The sequence below is a fragment of the Corynebacterium yonathiae genome, from assembly GCF_027570195.1.
GTDB classification, from domain to species: domain Bacteria; phylum Actinomycetota; class Actinomycetes; order Mycobacteriales; family Mycobacteriaceae; genus Corynebacterium; species Corynebacterium yonathiae.
The window spans coordinates 37,359-55,291 of record NZ_JAKMUZ010000014.1 but is presented as its reverse complement, the minus strand read 5'-3'; the positions used below and the strand labels follow the sequence as shown (position 1 = coordinate 55,291).

The following is a 17,933-nucleotide window of genomic DNA, read 5'->3' as shown; positions in this document are numbered from 1 at the left end:
ACTATAGCCCGCGGGTAACCGCGGGCTATAGTTCATTGAGCTTTATAGCTCAGCAGGAGATACGCGCTTCGGCAGAACAACCGGGCGGGTACCCGCCAGCTCTTCTACGATGCGTACTACCTGGTTGGAGTAGCCGAACTCGTTGTCGTACCACACATAAAGCACGAGGTGCTTGCCGGAGGCGATGGTGGCAACACCATCGACAATGCCAGCGTGGGTATTGCCGATGAAGTCAGAGGAAACAACCTCTGGGGAGGCAATGTAGGAAATCTGCTGACGCAGGTCAGAGTGCAGCGAAACGTTGCGCAGGAAGTCGTTGACCTCTTCGCGGTCTACTTCCTTCTCCAGTTCAAGGTTGAGCACGGCCATGGACACGTCCGGGGTAGGAACGCGGATGGCGTTGCCGGTGAGCTTACCCTCAAATTCCGGCAGGGCCTTAGACACAGCCTTAGCAGCACCGGTAGCGGTGAGCACCATGTTCAGGCCCGCAGCGCGGCCTCGGCGATCGCCCTTGTGATAGTTATCAATGAGGTTTTGGTCATTGGTAAACGAGTGCGCGGTCTCCACGTGGCCGTGGGTTACGCCGTAGCGGTCATTGATGACCTTGAGCACTGGGGTAATGCCGTTGGTGGTGCAAGATGCAGCGGAGAGGATCTGGTCCTCATCGGTGATTTTTTCGTTATTGATGCCGTAGACGATGTTCTTGATATCGCCCTTGCCCGGTGCAGTCAAAAGCACACGAGAGATACCCTTGGCCTGGAGGTGCTGGGACAAGCCCTCACGGTCGCGCCACGCGCCGGTGTTATCTACCAGGATGGCGTTGTTGATGCCATAAGAGGTGTAGTCGATTTCAGCGGGATCGTTGGCATAAATCATCTGGATCTTGGTGCCATTGGCCCAGATCACCTCGTTTTCCTCATCCACAGAGATGGTGCCGTTGAAAGCGCCGTGGACGGAATCGCGGCGCAGCAAGGAGGCGCGCTTGAGGATATCCCCATCGCCCTTCTTACGCAGGACAATGCCGCGCAGGCGGACTCCACCATAGGCTGCCTCGCGGGCGACGAGCAGGCGGGCCAGCAGTCGGCCAATGCGGCCGAATCCGTAGAGAACGACGTCGGTGGTTTCCAGATCCACGCCAGCACCGACGATCTCGCACAGCTCGCCTTCCAGGTACATACGGAGGTTTTCCTCATTGGACTCCTCCCAGCCCAGAACCAAGCGGCCTAGATCCACGCTGGCGGCGCCTAGGTTCATGTCCGCCAATTCCACCAGGATTGGCAGGGTCTCCGCCGTGGACAGGTGGCGCTGCGCAATGCGGCGACCGTAACGGTGAGACTTGATGATGTCGATATCCGTCTGGCCCACCAGCGGGCGGCCGAAGATGGTGGTGACAACGTTATTGTTGCGGTGCAGCTGGTGGATGAGTGGAATCATCTGCTGCGCTAGCTCAAGGCGCTCGTTCCAATCATCATGGCCAACATGTGCGTTCGCGGTCACGTAATTCATTCCTTTTCTGTCACGGGGGTGGCATTGAATCTACAAACATAAATATTAGCGCCTACTAGTGTGGGTTTTGGCATAGTCGGTTAAGGATGTCGGCCACAGTACCCCCGTTTATTTTCTCCACTTCGGTTCCTACGAGGCAATAAGCTACGACATCATCGTGCTGCGCACGGCGTTCCTTGAGCACGGGATTCAAAAGCGGATACACCGGTGGAAGATCGGGATGTCTACGGGTGTAATCGCTCTCCAAACCGCGGGCGAACCGGCCAGAAAAGGCACGGGTGGAGACGGTCTTCCCACCACGGCGAAGAAGCTGCCGGTTATAGTCGCTCGTGCCGGCCTCGGCAGCCAACAAAAAGGCGGACCCGCAAGAGCAGGCGGCAACTCCGCTCCAGGACATAGCGTTGGCTACATCAGCCGCGGTGCGCAGGCCACCGGCTGCGATAAGGGGAAGTTCTGGCGCCGCAGCGCGCACATCAGCCACTAGCTCTTTTAAGTCCCGGGAGTCTGGGGTTGCGGAAAGCTCCCAGGTTCCACGGTGTCCACCAGCCGCCGGACCTTGGACGCAGAGCGCGTCGACGCCGCCACGTGCGGCCGCAATTGCCTCCTTAGGGGTAGTAACGGTGGCCCACGCCTCTGCTCCTGCGGCATGAATTTGCTCTACCTGATAAGCGTTAAAGGTTCCAAACATGGACCACACCACTCGGGCGCCGCCGCGCAGGGCTAGCTCCAGCTTTTCTTCAAAGCCAAAGGAGTAGTCGGGCTCGGGTAGCGGCTGGCTTTCTGCTTGAGCAAGCTCGCGTGCGGCTGCCAAGTACGGCTCGGGAAGTGGATCTTGGGGGCAAAAGAGGTTCACCCCGAAAGGAATGCCGGCGCACTGTTCTATCTGTGTGCGAGCAGAGTCGATACTGGCAGAGCCCAAACCTAGGGTGCCGAAAGAGCCGGCCGCAAATGCTGCGTGCACCAGTTCCGGGGTGGTGGGACCACCGGCCATTGGCGCGGGAATTACGTTACGGGAAAGGGAGCTAATAACCTGACTCATACCACCCCACACTACCGAGAGAGGAAGCTAGCGCAGTGGCAGCTTTAGGAGATTTTTTCGCGCGGATCTTTGGCGCAGAAAAGAAGACGCAATCGGAGCTTAATCCGAACGATCTGGAGGCGGGCTGGCTTATCGTGGGCTTGGGCAACCCCGGCGCGAAGTATGCCGCTACCCGCCACAATGTGGGCTATATGGCCATCGATGATCTCCTCGCAGCTGGTGGAGATGTCCTCGTGCCGGTGCGCGGGATGGATGTCCAGGCAGCTCCGCTTATTTGGGAGGGCCATAAAGTACTTGCCGTGCGTTCGGGCACCTTTATGAACCTGTCGGGGGATCCTGTGGCACCGCTAGCGCAGCAATTAGGAATCGCTCCAGACCATGTGATTGTCCTCCACGATGAGCTCGATCTGCCGGCCAATAAGGTCCGGCTCAAGCAGGGTGGCAATGAAAACGGGCACAACGGGCTCAAATCCCTCACCGAGCGCTTAGGCACGCGCGACTACTTGCGTGTACGAATTGGCATTGCACGGCCGCCCAAGGGCTCGTCGATTCCAGACTATGTATTAGGCCCGGTGGATACCGGCGCGGACTTTGACGACGCCATTGCCACTGCAGCTAAGGCAGCTCGGCTCATCGTGACCGAAGGGCTAAGCAAAGCCCAAAACCAGATCCACTCGCGTTAACCACTCGCGTTAACACTGAGAGAATTTCTCTAGGGCCTGGGGGCTGCCGGCGGCGACGATGAAATCGGTGGGGGCGAGCTCGGTGGCGTCGGCAAGCGGGGCCCACTGCCCTTCCGCACAACGCACCGAAACCAATTGCACGCGGTGGGTGCGCCAGATGGCGGAAAGGTCGAGCGGTCGGCCCACCAATGAGCTAGGAACGGCCATTTGGGTCACGCCGTAATCGGTAGCGATTTCTGCGAAATCACGAAAGCGCCCGCCCAAAAGGTAGGCCACACGGCGGCCGGTATCGCGCTCTGGCCGGATGACGTGGTGGGTGCCTATCTGGCTCAAAATGCGCGCATGCGCCTCCGAATCTGCCTTGGCCCAGATATCTTTCACCCCCAGCTCCACCAGGTTAGATGCGGTAAGAATGGAATCTTCCAGGTGGGAGCCGATAGCGACGATGACGCGCTCGACCTCCTCCACGCCCAGCTGACGCAAGGCCTCTGGGTCAGTGGTGTCTGCCGCAATGGTCTCAGTGAGGTAAGGCGCTTCTTCGCGCACTCTCTTTTCGCTGGAGTCAATGCCAAGGACCTCTACACCATTGGCCATTAACTCATGGGCTAGCGAGGAGCCAAAGCGTCCCAAGCCGATGACGACGACGGGTGGAATATCGATGCCGGCGCGGGTGCGGCCCAGCGCCTTGAGAATATTAGCCAAGGAACGGCCTTTCTTCGGGATAGCTAAAACGCCGACTTACGGTTTTTGCCGCCAGCGCCGCTACCAAGGTGGTTGGGCCAACTCGGCCCAGGTACATGATGAGGCACAGCACTATCTGCGAAGGAGCAGATAGGCTCGCGGTAATTCCGGTGGACAAGCCCACCGTAGCGAATGCGGAGAGCACTTCGAAAGAGACTTGGTCACCGCTGAATTCCGGATCGAAAAAGCGCAGGGCCGCCACGCCCAGCGTGACCACCATGACTCCGGTAAAGCTCAAGGCCAGGGCCTGCCGCGTGACTGAGCGCGGAAGGCTGCGGTGCCCAATGGTGGTCGTCTCTCGGCCCATAAATTCAGCTGCCATGGCTGCCAGGAGCACGCACGCGGTGGTGACCTTGATGCCGCCGGCAGTACCGGCAGAACCGCCGCCGATAAACATCAAAATATCGGTGCCCATCAGGGTAATGGGATGAGCCTGCCCGTAGTCGATGGCATTAAAGCCGGCCGTGCGCGGAGATGCACTGGCAAAGAAAGAGTTGAGCAGTTTTTCTCCCAGCGACATGGACGACATCAGCCCGGTCCATTCCATGCAGGCGAAAAAGACCGCACCAGAAACCAAGAGCACAGCCGTAGCAACCAAAGTCATGCGCGCGGTAATGGAGATGCGGTGGACCACGGGACGGTTGCGGCGCACGAGGCGTACCAGCTCGGCCCATACCGGAAATCCCAAGCCGCCACCGATCAGCGCGGCGGCTAAGGGCAGCAGAATCCAGGCATCTGCAACAAAGGGCACCAGGTTATCGCTATTGGTGCTAAATCCCGCGTTATTGAATGCAGAAATGGCGTGAAAGATGCCTTCCCATACCGCGCGCGGAAAGGAATGACCATAGCCAATCATCAACCGCGCAGCCACGATGACAGCGATGATGATCTCTGCTACAGCGGTAAAGGCAAAGGTAAAAATCAGCGTCTTGCGAATTCCGCCAGGAGCAATGGGGCGCCCTTCATAGGCACCCGTTTTGCGTGCTTTGAAGCTAATCCGGCCGGTAAAAAGCAGGCCGGAAAGCGAGGCTAAGGACATGATGCCCAAGCCACCCAGTTGGATGAGTGCCAAGATGACCACTTGGCCGGCCGGGCTCCAGAAACTGCCGGTATCGACCACGATAAGCCCAGTCAGCGAGACTGCGGACGTGGCGGTGAATAGCGCAGATAAAAAAGAAGCGCGGGCGGTGCCGGCCTCGGCGAACGGCAGCATGAGCAAAACCGTTCCCAGTAAAATGAGCAAAAGAAATCCGGCTGCGGTTAAGCGCGCCGGTCCCCACTGCCGTATGGAAAGCAGATGTTTCACGAGCGGAAGTATAGACCTGCTTGGGGTACAAGGAAACTGCTAGCGGGCACCACCCCCGCCTCGAAGTTAAGATTGGGGCTATGACTTCGCCACATAGCACTGCCAAGACGATTGTGATTACGGGCGCATCGGGCGGGCTGGGTGCCGCGGCCGCACGACAGTTGCATCGCACCTGCCCGCAAGACAACCTGGTTATCATCGGCCGCAATCCGGAGAAGACGCGCGCGGTGGCAGAGGAAGTAGGAGGCCAGTACTTCCTTGCCGATTTCGAGTCATTGGGGCAGGTGCGCCGCCTGGCCGGAGAGTTGAGCGAGCTGGAGCATATTCATGCGCTAGGCAATAATGCTGGCGGCATTTTCGATGGTCCCTCCACCACTGCTGATGGATTTGAGCGCACCTGGCAGGTCAACGTGGTTGCACCTTTCCTGTTGACCTCTTTGCTGCGCGAGAAGCTGCGCGCAGATTCTGCCAACGTGGTCCAGACCGCTTCGTTGGCCAATTTCCTCATGTCTAACTTTGACCCAAACGATCCCAATACTGTGGAGCACTTTAGCCCCGAGCGTGCTTATGGCAACGCGAAGCTGGGAGATATCCTACTTACCCGCTATTTCGATGCCCACGGGCTTAATGCAGTCTCTTTCCACCCGGGAGTGCTGGCCACGGACTTTTCCAAATCCTCGACTGGCATGATGTCCAGGATTTATTCGGGGTTTCTTAGCAAAACCTTTGGCAAGCCTGCAGATGGCGCCGATAGCCTCGCCTACTACCTGACCGGCACGGAAGGCATCCACTTCGAATCCGGCGAATACTATAACGACAAGCGCAAACCCGGGCTGCAGCGTCCCATTGCGAAGAAGCTATCGGTAGCCCGCCGCATCTTTGATGATTTGGGGCGCCGCCTCAATGTGGAGTGGTAGCGCGAACCCACTAGACTATGCCGCATGAGTTCTGTCGTTTCTGAGGCCTCACGCCGCCGCACGTTTGCCGTCATCGCCCACCCGGATGCTGGTAAGTCCACGCTGACGGAGGCGCTGGCGCTGCACGCACACGTTATTAATGAGGCCGGCGCGGTCCACGGCAAGGGCAACCGCAAGTCCACAGTGTCTGACTGGATGGACATGGAAAAGGACCGCGGTATTTCCGTGGCTTCCTCAGCGCTGCAGTTCGAGTATGCGCCCGAGGGACACGAGGGCGAGCCCTACATGATCAACCTGGTTGATACCCCAGGCCACGCAGACTTTTCTGAAGATACCTACCGCGTACTCACCGCGGTAGATGCGGCAGTCATGCTTATCGACGCCGCCAAGGGCCTCGAGCCCCAGACCCTCAAGCTCTTCCGCGTCTGCAAGGCCCGCGGCTTGCCGATCGTCACTGTGATCAATAAGTGGGACCGCGTGGGCCGCGAGCCCTTGGAGCTCGTTGATGAGATCGTCAACGAAATCCAGCTGCAGCCCACCCCGCTGTACTGGCCGGTGGGCATCGCCGGTGATTTCCGCGGTCTGGCGCATATCAATGACGACGGCGAGGCCGATGAGTATATCCACTTCATCCGCACCGCAGGTGGCTCCACCATCGCACCGGAGGAACACTTCGATCCGGAGGCCGCCGGTGAGAAGGAAGCAGATGTATGGGAAACCGCGGTCGAAGAGGCCGAGCTCCTCGCCGCCGATGGTGCCCTGCATGATCAGGAGCTTTTCGAGCAGTGCGTGACTTCCCCACTCATTTTTGCCTCTGCGATGCTGAACTTCGGTGTACACCAAATCCTGGATACGCTGTGTGCCATTGCCCCGGCCCCGCATTCGCGCGAATCTGATCCTAAGGCGGTTGAGGCTGCCACCAGTGCTATCGATGAGGTCCGCGAAGTAAGCGATGATTTCTCCGGCGTCGTCTTTAAGGTTCAGGCAGGTATGGACCAAAAGCATCGCGATAATTTGGCCTTCATGCGCGTGGTCTCTGGCGAATTTGAGCGCGGCATGCAGGTCAACCACGCCCAGTCTGGCCGCAGCTTTTCCACCAAGTATGCGCTGACCGTCTTCGGCCGCACGCGCGATACCGTGGATACCGCCTATCCCGGCGATATCGTGGGTCTGGTCAACGCCGGATCGCTCGCCCCTGGTGACACCATCTATTCCGGCAAAAAGGTCCAGTTCAAGCCGATGCCACAATTCGCCCCGGAGGCTTTCCAGATTCTGCGCGCGAAGTCGCTGGGCAAGTACAAGGCCTTCCGCAAGGGCCTGGATCAGCTAGCAGCCGAGGGCGTGGTTCAGATTCTCAAGAACGAGACCCGTGGCGATGCCTCACCGGTCATGGCGGCGGTTGGCCCCATGCAGTTCGAGGTCATGCAGGCCCGCATGGAGTTCGAATACAACGTAGAAACCGTCACCGAACCCATCCCCTATTCCGTGGCCCGGCGCACCGATGCCGAATCTGCCCCGGAACTGGGCCGCCAGCGCGGAGTGGAGATCTTTACCCGCCAAGACGGCGAGCTCATCGCGCTCTTTGGAGATAAGTGGAAGCTCGCCTTCATTGAGAAAGAACACCCAGAGCTGACCATGGAAACGCTGGTGGCGGATTAAAGCGGCACAGCTTTCTCAATCTCTATAAAACATGGGAAAAGGCCGCTTCCCATTCTGGGGAGCGGCCTTTTCGGTTGCCGGTTAAACCATCAGCATCACTGGGACTACGGCGATTTTGACGACCTGCGCCACCACAATGGTGGCTGCATAACCGATCATAATCCGCGAGTCCGAGCTCAGCCCCGTGGCGTAGTTGACTACGGCTGGCTGGGCAAAGATGCCGGAGTGTCCGCCGGCGGTGCGAGTTTCAGATTGTCCCATGAAGCGATTCGCCACGGCGAACAACACAGCAGTGACCGAGGTGACGATCGCGGCGAGGATCATGCACTTCAGCCCCATCCAGGAGAATGCGGTGGACAGGAATGCCTCACCAGAAGATAGGCCCACGGATGCCAAGAAGATGACGAGGCCCCACTGCTGGAAGGCGGTGTTAATGGAGGCCGGAACCTGCCATGGGATGCGGCGGGTGCGGTGCAGCGCGCCGAGAATTAGGCCCGTAATCAGCGGTCCGAGTGCAAAGCCCAGTTCGAAGGAGGCACCACCGGGCATCGGTACCACGACTTGGCCGAGCAGGTAGCCCAAGAATAGGCCGCCGCCTAGTGCCACCCAGTTCAACTCGGAGTAGGACTTAACGGAGTCACCGAAGTAATCCCGGATATCGCCCAAACGGTCAAACTTCACGATGAGTTCAAGCGTATCGCCAGAGGCCAAATGAGTTTCATTATTGGCCAGGAACTCCTCATCGCCACGCTGCACGCGCACGATGCGCCCGCCATAGCGAGAAAACAGGTTCAACTCCCCTACGGTGCGACCGGCAATATCCTGGTTAGATACAGCCACGGTTTCAATAACTAGGCGCTTATCCACGAACGGAGTCTGCGGCTGGCGCTTGCCCAGCATTTGGGTGAGCTCACGGGCCTTAGCCTTGGTGACCATCACGCGCAGAATATCGCCTTTGCGCAGTTCTGGACGGTCACCAGCCACGCGCACCTTATTGCCGCGGCGGATGGTGGCGATCACAAAGTGATCCTTGAACTTTTCTTCCAGATCATCGTAGTTCACGTCTTTGGTGACGCGGATAGTGCGGGAACGGAAGATCTTGGAGGCAGAATTGTCCTTATCCCGCTTGGCAGGCCAGTTTTGCTTGAGCAGGAAGGCCACCACCAGGATGGCCACTGCCACACCCACGGGATAGCCCAGCGAGTACCCCACGGCAGGTAGCTCTTCACCCGTTTGCTGTTGGGCCACAGCCAGCGACGGTGTCGAGGTGGTGGCGCCGGCGAATACGCCAACGGAAGCTAGGGTGTCTAGTCCCAGCATGCCACCAAAGAATAGGGCTGCACCTGCAGCCACAATAATCGCAATTGTAGCAGTGAGCATGTGCTTCATCTGCTTAGAAAAGCCCTTGAAGAAGCGCTCGCCGGCGGAGAGCCCCTGCATATAAATAAAGAGACCCAAGCCCATCTCTTGCAGGGAGCTTAGAATGTCTTTGTCCAGGTCAATAAACGAGCCGAGGGCCAAACCCACAAAAAGCGTGCCGGCCGCGCCAAAGCGCAACGGCCCGAAAGGAATCATGCCAAATAACGTGCCGAGCAGCACTATGAAAAAGATGCTCAGCCATATATTTCCATCAAAAATTGCTAACACGCTGGAATAGTTTAGGCATTTTCCAGCAAAGTGCCACGTGAAAGGCACTTTCTTCAAAGCCCACACTCGGCATCGCTACTGCTTAGACCAGTTTCACCGTCGACCGACCACCCCCAGCAGCGGTACATCTCACAACAACTATCCAAAGTGAACTAGTCGAGGAGGAATTCCTTCCACCGCGGCCACTCCGTATAGGTCTGGGCTTTACCCGCCTGATAGTTCGCGCTCAGCTTGTGTACATTGCGCTCAGTAGAGGCGACCTGCATATCCTCGGGGAAAAATAGTTGGGCCCTACCTTGGCGTTCCAATTCCAAAAGGCGGTCCTTGGCGGCATTGTAGATAGCAGGGCGGGCTATCAGGGAGTCGGCAATAGCGGGGTACCTGCGGAAGATGCGGCGGATGAAGGCCGGGCGCGCCACCTCAGGACGTACATACCCACGCGGCTTAGTACCGATGAAAAGGAACTTCTCATAGCCGGCCTCCTCCGCTTGCGCGATGGTGATGCCGCCGGAAGAGCCCAATGCGCCATCTACATATGGTGCGCCGTCGATAAAGCGCATCGGCATAATCAGTGGCAGCGTGGACGAGGCTCGCACTCGCACAAAAAGATCCTCTGGGGTGTGAACATCCTCGCGCGTCCAATAAACGGACTCGCCGGTATCCGCTCGTGCTGCCGCCAGCACCATATCGGCCGGGTGCTCGCGGTAAGCCTTCCAGTCAAAGGGCAGATCTTTATCGGCGGCTCGCTCATAGATATATTCCGCATTAAAATAGCCCGTTCCACGCACCAGCGAACCCACGCCGCCAAAGCTGGGATTCTTGGCAAAGTCCGTAAACGACTCTTCCGCACGCCGAGCATCGCGCGATAAATAATTAACGGTGTGGGATGCCCCGGCTGAAACACCGCCTACCCAACCAAAGTCTACTCCTTCTTCGATGAGCTTAACCATGCAGGCGGCGGTATAAGAATTACGCATGCCGCCGCCTTCAATAACGAGTGCGGTGTTGCTGGCGTCAATCATGGTGCCCCATACTACGCTGGGCCCAATGAAGCGCATTTTCCGGCAACTGCTCGCGGACGAGGAAGGAACTTTCGACGTCGAAACCGGCCAGCAGCCCCGCACCGGGTTTGCCTATACCCCCACCGGGAAGGCACTGCTGAAAGCAGATGAGCCCACTCCGGACGTGATACGCACAGCCCTCGCACTAGCCAGGCAAGAAGGCGCACGCTATCTCAGTACCTATCGCCGCCCAGGCGGCCCTTTAGTATTTTTCGCTACGTCGGTTACCCAAGACGAATCTCTAGCTCACAAGCACGTTGCCGCCACGGGGCAACGCACCTACTTCGATCTAGAGCGCGGCCGCACCGTTACGGTGCGCGCTCACTAGACTAGGGGCTTATGGGATTAAAAGATGCACTTGCTCGGCTCACCGGCACGCAGTCCCCGCGCTTAGCGCGCCCCGATTCCGCCGCTCCCATAGCCCAAGTGGAAAAACTGGAAATCCACACCGCCGGCTCAATGATCATAATGGTCACCAATCAGCCCGGCGCGGAGGTTCTGCGCGAGGTAGCACGCTCCCGCGAATCGGCCACACTGGTTTCTCCCACCGCAACGGCTCATTTCCCGGCTGTAAAGAAGGATGCACTGCCCATCAAGGATCCCAAGCGCGGCTGGGTTATTCCGCTTACGCCCGCGCTTGCCGACGCCCTCTTAGACCACCTTCCCCGCCCCGGCGAATATGAGCTCTCCCCCGCCTTGGCTTTAGTAGTCGAATAACTTTTGAAAGGAATCCGCACATGCTCCTTTTACCCTTTGCTGGAAAGAAGCCACGCATCCATCGCAGCGCGTGGATTGCCCCTAATGCCACCATCATTGGAGACGTAAAAATCGGCCCAGACTCCTCCGTATTTTATGGCAGCGTGCTGCGCGGTGATGTAGGCAAAATTCGGATCGGTGCGCGATGCAATATTCAGGACAACTGTGTCTTCCACGTGGAAGAAGATACCCCCTGCGTACTGGAAGATGATGTCACCGTGGGACACATGGCTATGGTCCACGCCGCACACGTGGAGGCAGGTTCTTTAGTCGGGATGTCGTCCTCGCTACTTTCGCGCTGCACGATCGGTGCGGGTTCGCTGATCGCCGCCGGTGCCGTGGTACTGGAGGGCACAGACATTCCGCCGCGCAGCCTCGCCGCCGGCGTGCCGGCCAAGGTCCGCCGCGAACTCAGCGCAGAAGAATCGGAAGCCTTCATCCCACACGCGGCGCGCTACGTGGAGTGCGCCCAGCGCCAATCCAATGAGGCATTAAGCCTGGATGAAGTCCTCTTTGATTAAAGCGACAATGCGCCCATGAGGATGAGAAAGATCGCCACGAGGTAACCGCCAAAGAGCGCCACTTGGGTGCTATTGGCACGGGCGGCGGCAAAAAGCCTGCCCGCCGCCGAATCGGGATGCGCGCGCACCACAGCGATAAATACGCCGCAGATGGTGGGCAAGGATAGGGCTAGGCTGGCGTACCACACTAGGCCTCCATATTGTGCTGCTGGAGCAATCTTTTCTGTGGCCAAGTGCATTAGCCCGTAATAAAAAGGCACCGAAGTCAGTGATTGCACGACACCCATCACAAAGCCGATGAGTGCAGTAATCAGCGACGGCGTGCGCAATGGTTCTAGTAGCCGGTTGACCAAGGCATTGGGTTGCCCTTTGGAGCGCCACGAGCCGATGGCCACTGCGATGCCAACTGCGACAAGCACCCAGCCGGCAATGGGCGAGCTCAAAATGGCCTCAATTTGATCTTTTACCCCAAGCAGCAAAAACATAACCACGGCCGCTGCGACGAGCACCCCGACCCAATCCCCTATCACCACCAATGCGGCGATGCGCCGGTACTTACCGCGGGGCAAAATGATGCCGATGGCCACAAGGATGCCAATAAGCAAGGCATTGACGGAATCCAAAAGGGCGAAACTAACGGCATGGAGCATGCCGGATAGTCTACCGCTCCACGCTGTAATCTCCGATGCCGAAGAAGATGAATGTTTCATCTCTCGATAGCGCTAACTTATGACACGACACACAGATCTTTGCACACACTAAGCAATCTTGCATAGACTGTGCAATGTTTCTCATGAAATGCAATCTTTGCTCGCGGATCGCATATCCGCGCTTATCCGCGCGCATAACATTGCCCGTTCACTCGACTAGAAAGCACGAATATGTCTAAATTTCTCTACCGGCTAGGCAGCTGGGCATACCGCAAGGTATGGCCCTTCCTGGCCTTTTGGCTTATCGTCTTGGTGGCCATGGTGGGTCTAACCGCCGGCTTTGCCAAGTCACCGAACCCCAACTTCTCCATGCCGGAGATGGACTCGACCACCACCCAAGACAAGATGATGGAACGCTTCGGCCAAGACACCGATGCCATGAGCGCCCCCGAAGGCACAGTGGTTATCCAAGCACCGGAGGGCAAAAACCTCACCGATAAGCAAGTAGCCGGCGAGGTGGATAACCTCCTCGGTGACCTCAAAGACACTGGTGCGCTCAAGGAGCAAGACAAGCTGGTCAGTCCGGTTATGGCCGCCGCTGGCATGGAAAAGCAAATGGGCGAAAAGATGAAAGCCCAGCACATGCCGGAGGAGCAGGTGAAGAAAAACCTGCAACAGCTCTCCCCTCTCAGCGAGGATAAAACTACCGGTACCGTCACTATTGCCTTCAACGCCGACGATGTCATGGACATCCCGGAAGAGGATATGACTGCGGTAACGGATGTGTTGAACAAGTACGACGAGGGCGAGCTCACGGTCAAATACCAGGGCAATGCTTTTAACTCCGCTGGCCAAGAGATGGGTGGCAGCGCCGAAATCATCGGCCTTATCGTCGCCGCAATCGTGCTGCTGATTACCTTCGGTTCCTTCGTCGCCGCCGGCATGCCGCTTATTTCCGCCATCATTGGTGTGGGCATCGGCATTCTTGGTGTGCAGGTATGCACCGTATTCACGGATACTATCTCCGATATGACCCCGACCTTGGCTTCCATGATCGGCCTGGCGGTCGGTATCGATTACGCACTATTTATTGTTAATCGTTTCCGCAATGAGCTCATTACCTCTTCTGGCCTCAATGATCTTTCGCCTAAGGAGCTAGCCGCAGAGCTCAAGAAGATGGATAAGGCCACCCGAGCTCACGCCATGGGCATGGCGCTGGGTACCGCGGGCGGTTCCGTCGTCTTCGCCGGCACCACCGTGGTCATTGCCTTGGCCGCTCTGACCATCATCGGCATTCCTTTCTTGGGCACCATGGCCATCGCCGCCGCAGCAACGGTCATCATCGCTGTGCTGGTTGCCAATACCTTTATCCCTGCCCTACTTGGCCTTTTGGGCACCAAGATTTTTGCCGGCCGGGTCCCCGGCCCCAAGGTTCCGGACCCAGAAGACGAAAAGCCCACCATGGGCCTGCGCTGGGTGCGCCGCGTGCGCGCCCATCCGTGGCTACACCTTATCGCCGGCGTCGTCTTGCTGGGCATCCTGGCTGTACCATTCGCCCAGCTGCGCTTGGCCATGCCCACTGATGGCACCGCGAAGCCCGGTACCCCGCAGCGCGAGGCCTATGAGATTACGGCAGATGCCTTTGGTCCAGGCCGCAATGCGCCAATGATCGCTTTCGTTGACGTAGCTAACGTGTCCGAACAGGATCGCATGCCGGCGTTCCAGGATCTGCTGCAGAAATTCAATGGTACTTCGGGTGTGGAAAACGCCCAGATCGTGCAAACCACTGACAACGGTGATGCTGCACAGATCATGATCACGCCAACCACCGGCGCCACCGATGAAGAAACCACCGAGACCCTCAACCACCTGCGCGATCACCAGGGTGAGTTTGAAAAGACCGGCGGCTCTTATGGCATCACCGGCATCACCCCGATCTTCGATGACATTTCTGAGCGCCTCAATAACGTGCTCATTCCTTATGTAGCCATCGTGCTGGGCTTGGCCTTCATCGTCTTGATGCTGGTCTTCCGTTCCATCTGGGTACCGCTTATCGCCGCGGCCGGCTTCGCACTCTCGATGGCCGCTACCTTCGGCATCACGGTAGCCATTTGGCAGGAGGGTATGTTCGGCATCGTCGATGACCCGCAGCCGCTTCTTTCCTTCCTGCCTATCATGCTCATCGGCCTTACCTTCGGCCTGGCCATGGACTATCAGGTTTTCTTGGTCACCCGCATGCGCGAGGGCTTTGTCAATGGCAAGACGGCTGGCAACGCTACCTCCAATGGCTTTAAGCATGGCGCCCGCGTGGTGACGGCTGCAGCCCTGATTATGATTTCGGTCTTCGCCGCCTTCATTTTGATGGATGAGCTGTTTATCAAGACCATGGGCTTTGCTCTGGCCGCCGGCGTGCTTATCGATGCCTTCGTGGTCCGCATGATGATCATCCCGGCCACCATGTTCGTACTGGATAAGAAGGCATGGTGGTTCCCACATTGGTTGGATAAGATCACCCCAAACATGGATATCGAGGGAGAGGCCTTGCACTCAGAGCGCGAGGAGCTCTTGCGCACCCAACGAGAGAAGGTAGGCGAAACACACCGTGACTAGTCTGCGCGAAGAAAAGAAGCGAGCTACTCGTCAGGCCATGGCCGATGCGGCAGCGCGCCTCGTCCTCGACGGTGGCGCTGAAGCTGCCACGGTTTCAGGCATAACTGCCGCCGTCGGGGTTTCCCCGCGCACCTTCCATAACTACTTCTCCTCGGTTTCTGATGCGCTACTGTCCTTTGGCACCAATGTGCTTGCCGAGTTTTCTAAGGAAGTGCCCACTGTCTTTCCTAACTCATCCATTTCTGAATTCTTCGAACAGGTAACGCTCGATGCCACCGAAAATGAAGGAAAAGAGTTACATTCCATCACCTCTCTTTTCACTATCGGCGAGGCTTTAGAAAACTTGAGCCATACCACAGAAGAGCGCCAACAATTCCAGGTCGTATCCGAGCAAGTTTTGGAAGCTTTCCACCAACGCGTTCCGGATAAATCGCGCTTTGAGGTCGCGGTCATCCTCCAGGCCTGTGCGGGCGCCGCCGCGGTGAGCATGAAAGAAATCCACCGCCGCTCCCAGGCCGAAGAATCACTGACCGCTCACACACAACATGAGATAGTGCGTACAGCCTTTGCTACCGTGCGCGCCATCGACTAGCTAGCCTAATGGGCGCTTTAATCCGTATGCTCGGCAGTAGTTATGGATAAGAAAGCCCCTATATCGAGCACCGCGCATAACGCCCGCTTCATTCAGGCGGGCGTTAATGCCACATTTCAAGACCACATTGGTAAGGCAACCGACGTGGAATTTAATTTCCTCGGCCCCTCCACTAACGGTAAAGGCAATTTTGTCACCGATCAGTTAGTGGAGACGAGGATAAGTTCCGCGCAGCAGGTTTCTGATTTCCGTGGCGTGCGGCTAGCCGTCATTTCTGCCAACACGTGGCACTGGACCACCACAGCCACCGAATATAGTGCTGATTTACCACAGGACAGCCCGGTGACAACAGACCCAGAAAGCATGATTGCTTTAGCTTCCCTCATCGTGGGCAATATGCCGATACTTCGCGCCCAGCAGGGTGAGCACGTGGCTATCGTTGCGGTAGATTTTCACCCCCACCTAGAGTTTCGCCAGGCTCTGCTATGCGGCCTGCGACAGAGCAGAGCGGACGAGGATGAAAAGGGGCCGGCCCTCACCCTTGCTCGTTATGTGGACATAGACTCCACCGAGGAAGAGCCGTACGTGCACTTTTCCGATGGCACCACGGTGCGCTTTGAACAAGCCGAGCACGGCGTTCACAAGATTTCCAGCATCACCCCGGGTTTTCCCGCCACCAGCATCCTCGAGGATGCTTTTTATCTCGGGGTGGAGAGCCAACTATATTTTCAGGGCCGTTTCCCCGCTGCCACAATAGAACTCGATACAGACAAAGCCACCGCTAGCGTGTCCTATCGCGATGGACAATTTGTGGCGAGAGCGGTGCTTATAGCCACCATATCGGCGGAGGAATTCACCTGGGCTTGGGCCGATCCCTCGCTCAAGAACTCTGCGGCCGCCAAGTGGGCAGGTAGCCTGGCCCGCTTTGGCATGAACGAGGTCGTTCCCGAGCTGGTTCGTCCGCACCTTCCGCTCCAGCTGGCGCGCAGGCAGCAACTGCCCCACTTGGCCTTACCCATCCTCGGCATCTGGACGCTGGCTGGCACTACGCTTTCCGACGGCCGCATCGCCCTCGTCCTCCTCGATGCGCCGGAGCTGCATCTGCCCGAGCCTACGCCCGCAGCTACAGAGGCAACTTTGGACGTTCAACCTCCGGAATGGATCGATGCCGATCGTGCCCGCACCGCCTATGGATCATTTCGCGGGGTGGACGTGTAGGGCGCTGCGGATGGCGTCCACGTCGACGTCGTCAAGCACAGCTGGCTCAAACGCTGCATCATTAGTCTTATCCACCAAGACCGCACACACTCCCTCGGCGAAGTCCGCGCGTCGGTACATGAAGGCGCCCAAATTGGTCTCCATCTCCAAGGCCTCGCGCACGCTGCTGCACTCCTGCTCGGCACGGAAGAGCTCCATCGCCGCGACAATAGAGGTAGGGCACGCCTGTGCAGTCAACTTCTCTACCTGCTGCTTAAGCTCAGGGTAGTTATCCAAAGCCGCGGTGACGTCCTGCCAGGTGTCGTGGGAAAAGGCGTCTTCGATGGAATCAATAAGCCCAGCCAAAGCAGGCTCATCCGCGGGTTCCGTGGCGTGCTGGGAAAGCGCCGCGGCCAACCCCTCCTCGATAACCGCGCTAGCAAAGGCCTCTGCGTCCGCCACATAGTGAGTGGCCAACCCACTCCACACAAGGTCTGCGGCATACATGCGATACCCGGTGATACCCCAGAACTTTGCCAACTCAGGCGAGGCCTTCCCGCGCGTTCCCACCACACGCTGGGCGGCATAAGCTATGCCTACGTCCGTGACATAGCCAATATTCATCTCCGGCATAGAGGCAAAAGTCTTATCCGTAACTACGCGGTGGGTGCCATGGGCGGCAATGCCCAGACCACCGCCCATAGCGATGCCATCGATGAGCGCGATGACCGGCTTCGGATACTCCGCAATATCGCCGTTTAAGGTGTATTCCTCCGCAAAGAACTTGTCGACATCGCCTAGTTTTCCTTCTTGGACGCCTTCGCGGGCAAAGCGGACGTCACCACCGGCGCAATATGCCTTAGAACTGGTCGAGAGAAAAAGCACCTGCTCCACCGCATCGTTATCACGCCACTGCGCTAACGATGCCGCGATGAGGTCAATCATTTCCGGGGTGAGGGAATTGAGAGCCTTCGGGCGGTTGAGCTCAATGACTCCGGTATGGTTACGGATTGAGGACACGATAGGTGCAGTAATAGCCATAACCCCT

17 protein-coding genes are annotated in these 17,933 nt (G+C 57.9%); 9 read left to right on the top strand and 8 right to left on the bottom strand.

The genetic code is table 11. The annotated features are described in order from the left end of the window. Positions 1-42 precede the first annotated feature (42 nt). A complete protein-coding gene (locus L8V22_RS08200; protein WP_420839977.1) occupies positions 43-1,497 on the bottom strand; it encodes a glyceraldehyde-3-phosphate dehydrogenase in 1,455 nt (484 codons plus the stop codon). Between the two features lie 64 nt (positions 1,498-1,561). Continuing rightward, positions 1,562-2,545 (bottom strand): nitronate monooxygenase, encoded by a 984-nt coding sequence (locus L8V22_RS08195; protein WP_238801774.1) that lies wholly within the window; start codon positions 2,543-2,545, stop codon positions 1,562-1,564. 35 nt (positions 2,546-2,580) lie between these two features. Between L8V22_RS08195 and pth the strand changes: the two genes are divergently transcribed. Beyond that, positions 2,581-3,228 carry an aminoacyl-tRNA hydrolase gene (gene pth, locus L8V22_RS08190; RefSeq protein ID WP_238801775.1) on the top strand — a complete coding sequence of 216 codons (648 nt, stop codon included), beginning with the start codon at positions 2,581-2,583 and terminating at the stop codon, positions 3,226-3,228. 9 nt (positions 3,229-3,237) lie between these two features. Here pth and L8V22_RS08185 read toward each other — a convergent pair whose 3' ends face one another. Next, on the bottom strand, positions 3,238-3,930 hold the full coding sequence (locus L8V22_RS08185; RefSeq protein WP_023021931.1) for a potassium channel family protein: 693 nt from the start codon (positions 3,928-3,930) through the stop codon (positions 3,238-3,240). Next, entirely contained in the window at positions 3,923-5,275 is a 1,353-nt protein-coding gene (locus L8V22_RS08180; RefSeq protein WP_238801776.1) for a TrkH family potassium uptake protein, read from the bottom strand. Before L8V22_RS08180 ends, L8V22_RS08185 begins: the two co-directional genes overlap by 8 nt. An 80-nt stretch (positions 5,276-5,355) precedes the next feature. Between L8V22_RS08180 and L8V22_RS08175 the strand changes: the two genes are divergently transcribed. After that, on the top strand, positions 5,356-6,192 hold the full coding sequence (locus L8V22_RS08175) for an SDR family NAD(P)-dependent oxidoreductase (protein WP_238801777.1): 837 nt from the start codon (positions 5,356-5,358) through the stop codon (positions 6,190-6,192). A 24-nt stretch (positions 6,193-6,216) separates the two neighbouring features. Further along, positions 6,217-7,851, top strand: a complete 1,635-nt coding sequence (locus L8V22_RS08170; protein ID WP_238801778.1) for a peptide chain release factor 3 — start codon at positions 6,217-6,219, stop codon at positions 7,849-7,851. Between the two features lie 81 nt (positions 7,852-7,932). Here the strand turns inward: L8V22_RS08170 and L8V22_RS08165 are convergent, their stop codons facing one another. Both L8V22_RS08165 and L8V22_RS08160 read right to left on the bottom strand, forming a co-directional pair. Beyond that, positions 7,933-9,498 (bottom strand): aspartate-alanine antiporter-like transporter, encoded by a 1,566-nt coding sequence (locus L8V22_RS08165; RefSeq protein ID WP_238801779.1) that lies wholly within the window; start codon positions 9,496-9,498, stop codon positions 7,933-7,935. A 152-nt stretch (positions 9,499-9,650) separates the two neighbouring features. Continuing rightward, positions 9,651-10,520, bottom strand: coding sequence for a patatin-like phospholipase family protein (locus L8V22_RS08160; RefSeq protein ID WP_238801780.1), 870 nt, complete (start codon positions 10,518-10,520; stop codon positions 9,651-9,653). A gap of 25 nt (positions 10,521-10,545) precedes the next feature. On the opposite strand from L8V22_RS08160, the gene L8V22_RS08155 reads away from it, so the two are divergent. The 3 genes from L8V22_RS08155 to L8V22_RS08145 are packed head-to-tail and all read left to right on the top strand — an operon-like array spanning position 10,546 to position 11,836. Continuing rightward, on the top strand, positions 10,546-10,887 hold the full coding sequence (locus L8V22_RS08155; protein WP_238801781.1) for a hypothetical protein: 342 nt from the start codon (positions 10,546-10,548) through the stop codon (positions 10,885-10,887). 11 nt (positions 10,888-10,898) lie between these two features. After that, positions 10,899-11,276, top strand: a complete 378-nt coding sequence (locus tag L8V22_RS08150) for a hypothetical protein (protein ID WP_238801782.1) — start codon at positions 10,899-10,901, stop codon at positions 11,274-11,276. A 20-nt stretch (positions 11,277-11,296) separates the two neighbouring features. Continuing rightward, entirely contained in the window at positions 11,297-11,836 is a 540-nt protein-coding gene (locus L8V22_RS08145) for a gamma carbonic anhydrase family protein (RefSeq protein ID WP_238801783.1), read from the top strand. On the opposite strand, the gene L8V22_RS08140 is transcribed toward L8V22_RS08145, so the two are convergent. After that, complete coding sequence (locus L8V22_RS08140) at positions 11,833-12,486, bottom strand: hypothetical protein (protein ID WP_238801784.1); 654 nt, start codon at positions 12,484-12,486, stop codon at positions 11,833-11,835. The two genes, L8V22_RS08145 and L8V22_RS08140, sit on opposite strands and share 4 nt — an antisense overlap. A gap of 231 nt (positions 12,487-12,717) precedes the next feature. Here L8V22_RS08140 and L8V22_RS08135 point away from each other — a divergent pair, with 231 nt between their 5' ends. Genes L8V22_RS08135 through L8V22_RS08125 form a run of 3 tightly spaced genes read left to right on the top strand, consistent with a single transcriptional unit; the run spans position 12,718 to position 16,906 of the window. After that, positions 12,718-15,096: an MMPL family transporter gene (locus tag L8V22_RS08135; protein WP_269966447.1), complete on the top strand. Its 2,379-nt coding sequence runs from the start codon at positions 12,718-12,720 to the stop codon at positions 15,094-15,096. Further along, the gene (locus L8V22_RS08130) at positions 15,089-15,688 is read left to right on the top strand and encodes a TetR/AcrR family transcriptional regulator (RefSeq protein WP_238801786.1); all 600 of its coding nucleotides are present in this window, start codon (positions 15,089-15,091) and stop codon (positions 15,686-15,688) included. Before L8V22_RS08135 ends, L8V22_RS08130 begins: the two co-directional genes overlap by 8 nt. Before the next feature lie 42 nt (positions 15,689-15,730). Beyond that, positions 15,731-16,906 (top strand): DUF6882 domain-containing protein, encoded by a 1,176-nt coding sequence (locus L8V22_RS08125; protein ID WP_238801787.1) that lies wholly within the window; start codon positions 15,731-15,733, stop codon positions 16,904-16,906. On the opposite strand, the gene L8V22_RS08120 is transcribed toward L8V22_RS08125, so the two are convergent. After that, positions 16,883-17,926 (bottom strand): 3-hydroxyisobutyryl-CoA hydrolase, encoded by a 1,044-nt coding sequence (locus L8V22_RS08120; RefSeq protein WP_238801788.1) that lies wholly within the window; start codon positions 17,924-17,926, stop codon positions 16,883-16,885. The two genes, L8V22_RS08125 and L8V22_RS08120, sit on opposite strands and share 24 nt — an antisense overlap. Positions 17,927-17,933: the final 7 nt, after the last annotated feature.

What these genes read in the sequence shown, in the direction of transcription:
- L8V22_RS08175 (WP_238801777.1), top strand. Translation starts at nt 5,356, where the DNA reads ATGACTTCGCCACATAGCACTGCCAAGACGATTGTGATTACGGGCGCA.
- L8V22_RS08135 (WP_269966447.1), top strand. Translation starts at nt 12,718, where the DNA reads ATGTCTAAATTTCTCTACCGGCTAGGCAGCTGGGCATACCGCAAGGTA.
- L8V22_RS08140 (WP_238801784.1), bottom strand. Translation starts at nt 12,486, where the DNA reads ATGCTCCATGCCGTTAGTTTCGCCCTTTTGGATTCCGTCAATGCCTTG.
- L8V22_RS08160 (WP_238801780.1), bottom strand. Translation starts at nt 10,520, where the DNA reads ATGATTGACGCCAGCAACACCGCACTCGTTATTGAAGGCGGCGGCATG.
- L8V22_RS08120 (WP_238801788.1), bottom strand. Translation starts at nt 17,926, where the DNA reads ATGGCTATTACTGCACCTATCGTGTCCTCAATCCGTAACCATACCGGA.
- L8V22_RS08155 (WP_238801781.1), top strand. Translation starts at nt 10,546, where the DNA reads ATGAAGCGCATTTTCCGGCAACTGCTCGCGGACGAGGAAGGAACTTTC.
- L8V22_RS08145 (WP_238801783.1), top strand. Translation starts at nt 11,297, where the DNA reads ATGCTCCTTTTACCCTTTGCTGGAAAGAAGCCACGCATCCATCGCAGC.
- L8V22_RS08150 (WP_238801782.1), top strand. Translation starts at nt 10,899, where the DNA reads ATGGGATTAAAAGATGCACTTGCTCGGCTCACCGGCACGCAGTCCCCG.
- L8V22_RS08195 (WP_238801774.1), bottom strand. Translation starts at nt 2,545, where the DNA reads ATGAGTCAGGTTATTAGCTCCCTTTCCCGTAACGTAATTCCCGCGCCA.
- L8V22_RS08170 (WP_238801778.1), top strand. Translation starts at nt 6,217, where the DNA reads ATGAGTTCTGTCGTTTCTGAGGCCTCACGCCGCCGCACGTTTGCCGTC.
- L8V22_RS08125 (WP_238801787.1), top strand. Translation starts at nt 15,731, where the DNA reads ATGGATAAGAAAGCCCCTATATCGAGCACCGCGCATAACGCCCGCTTC.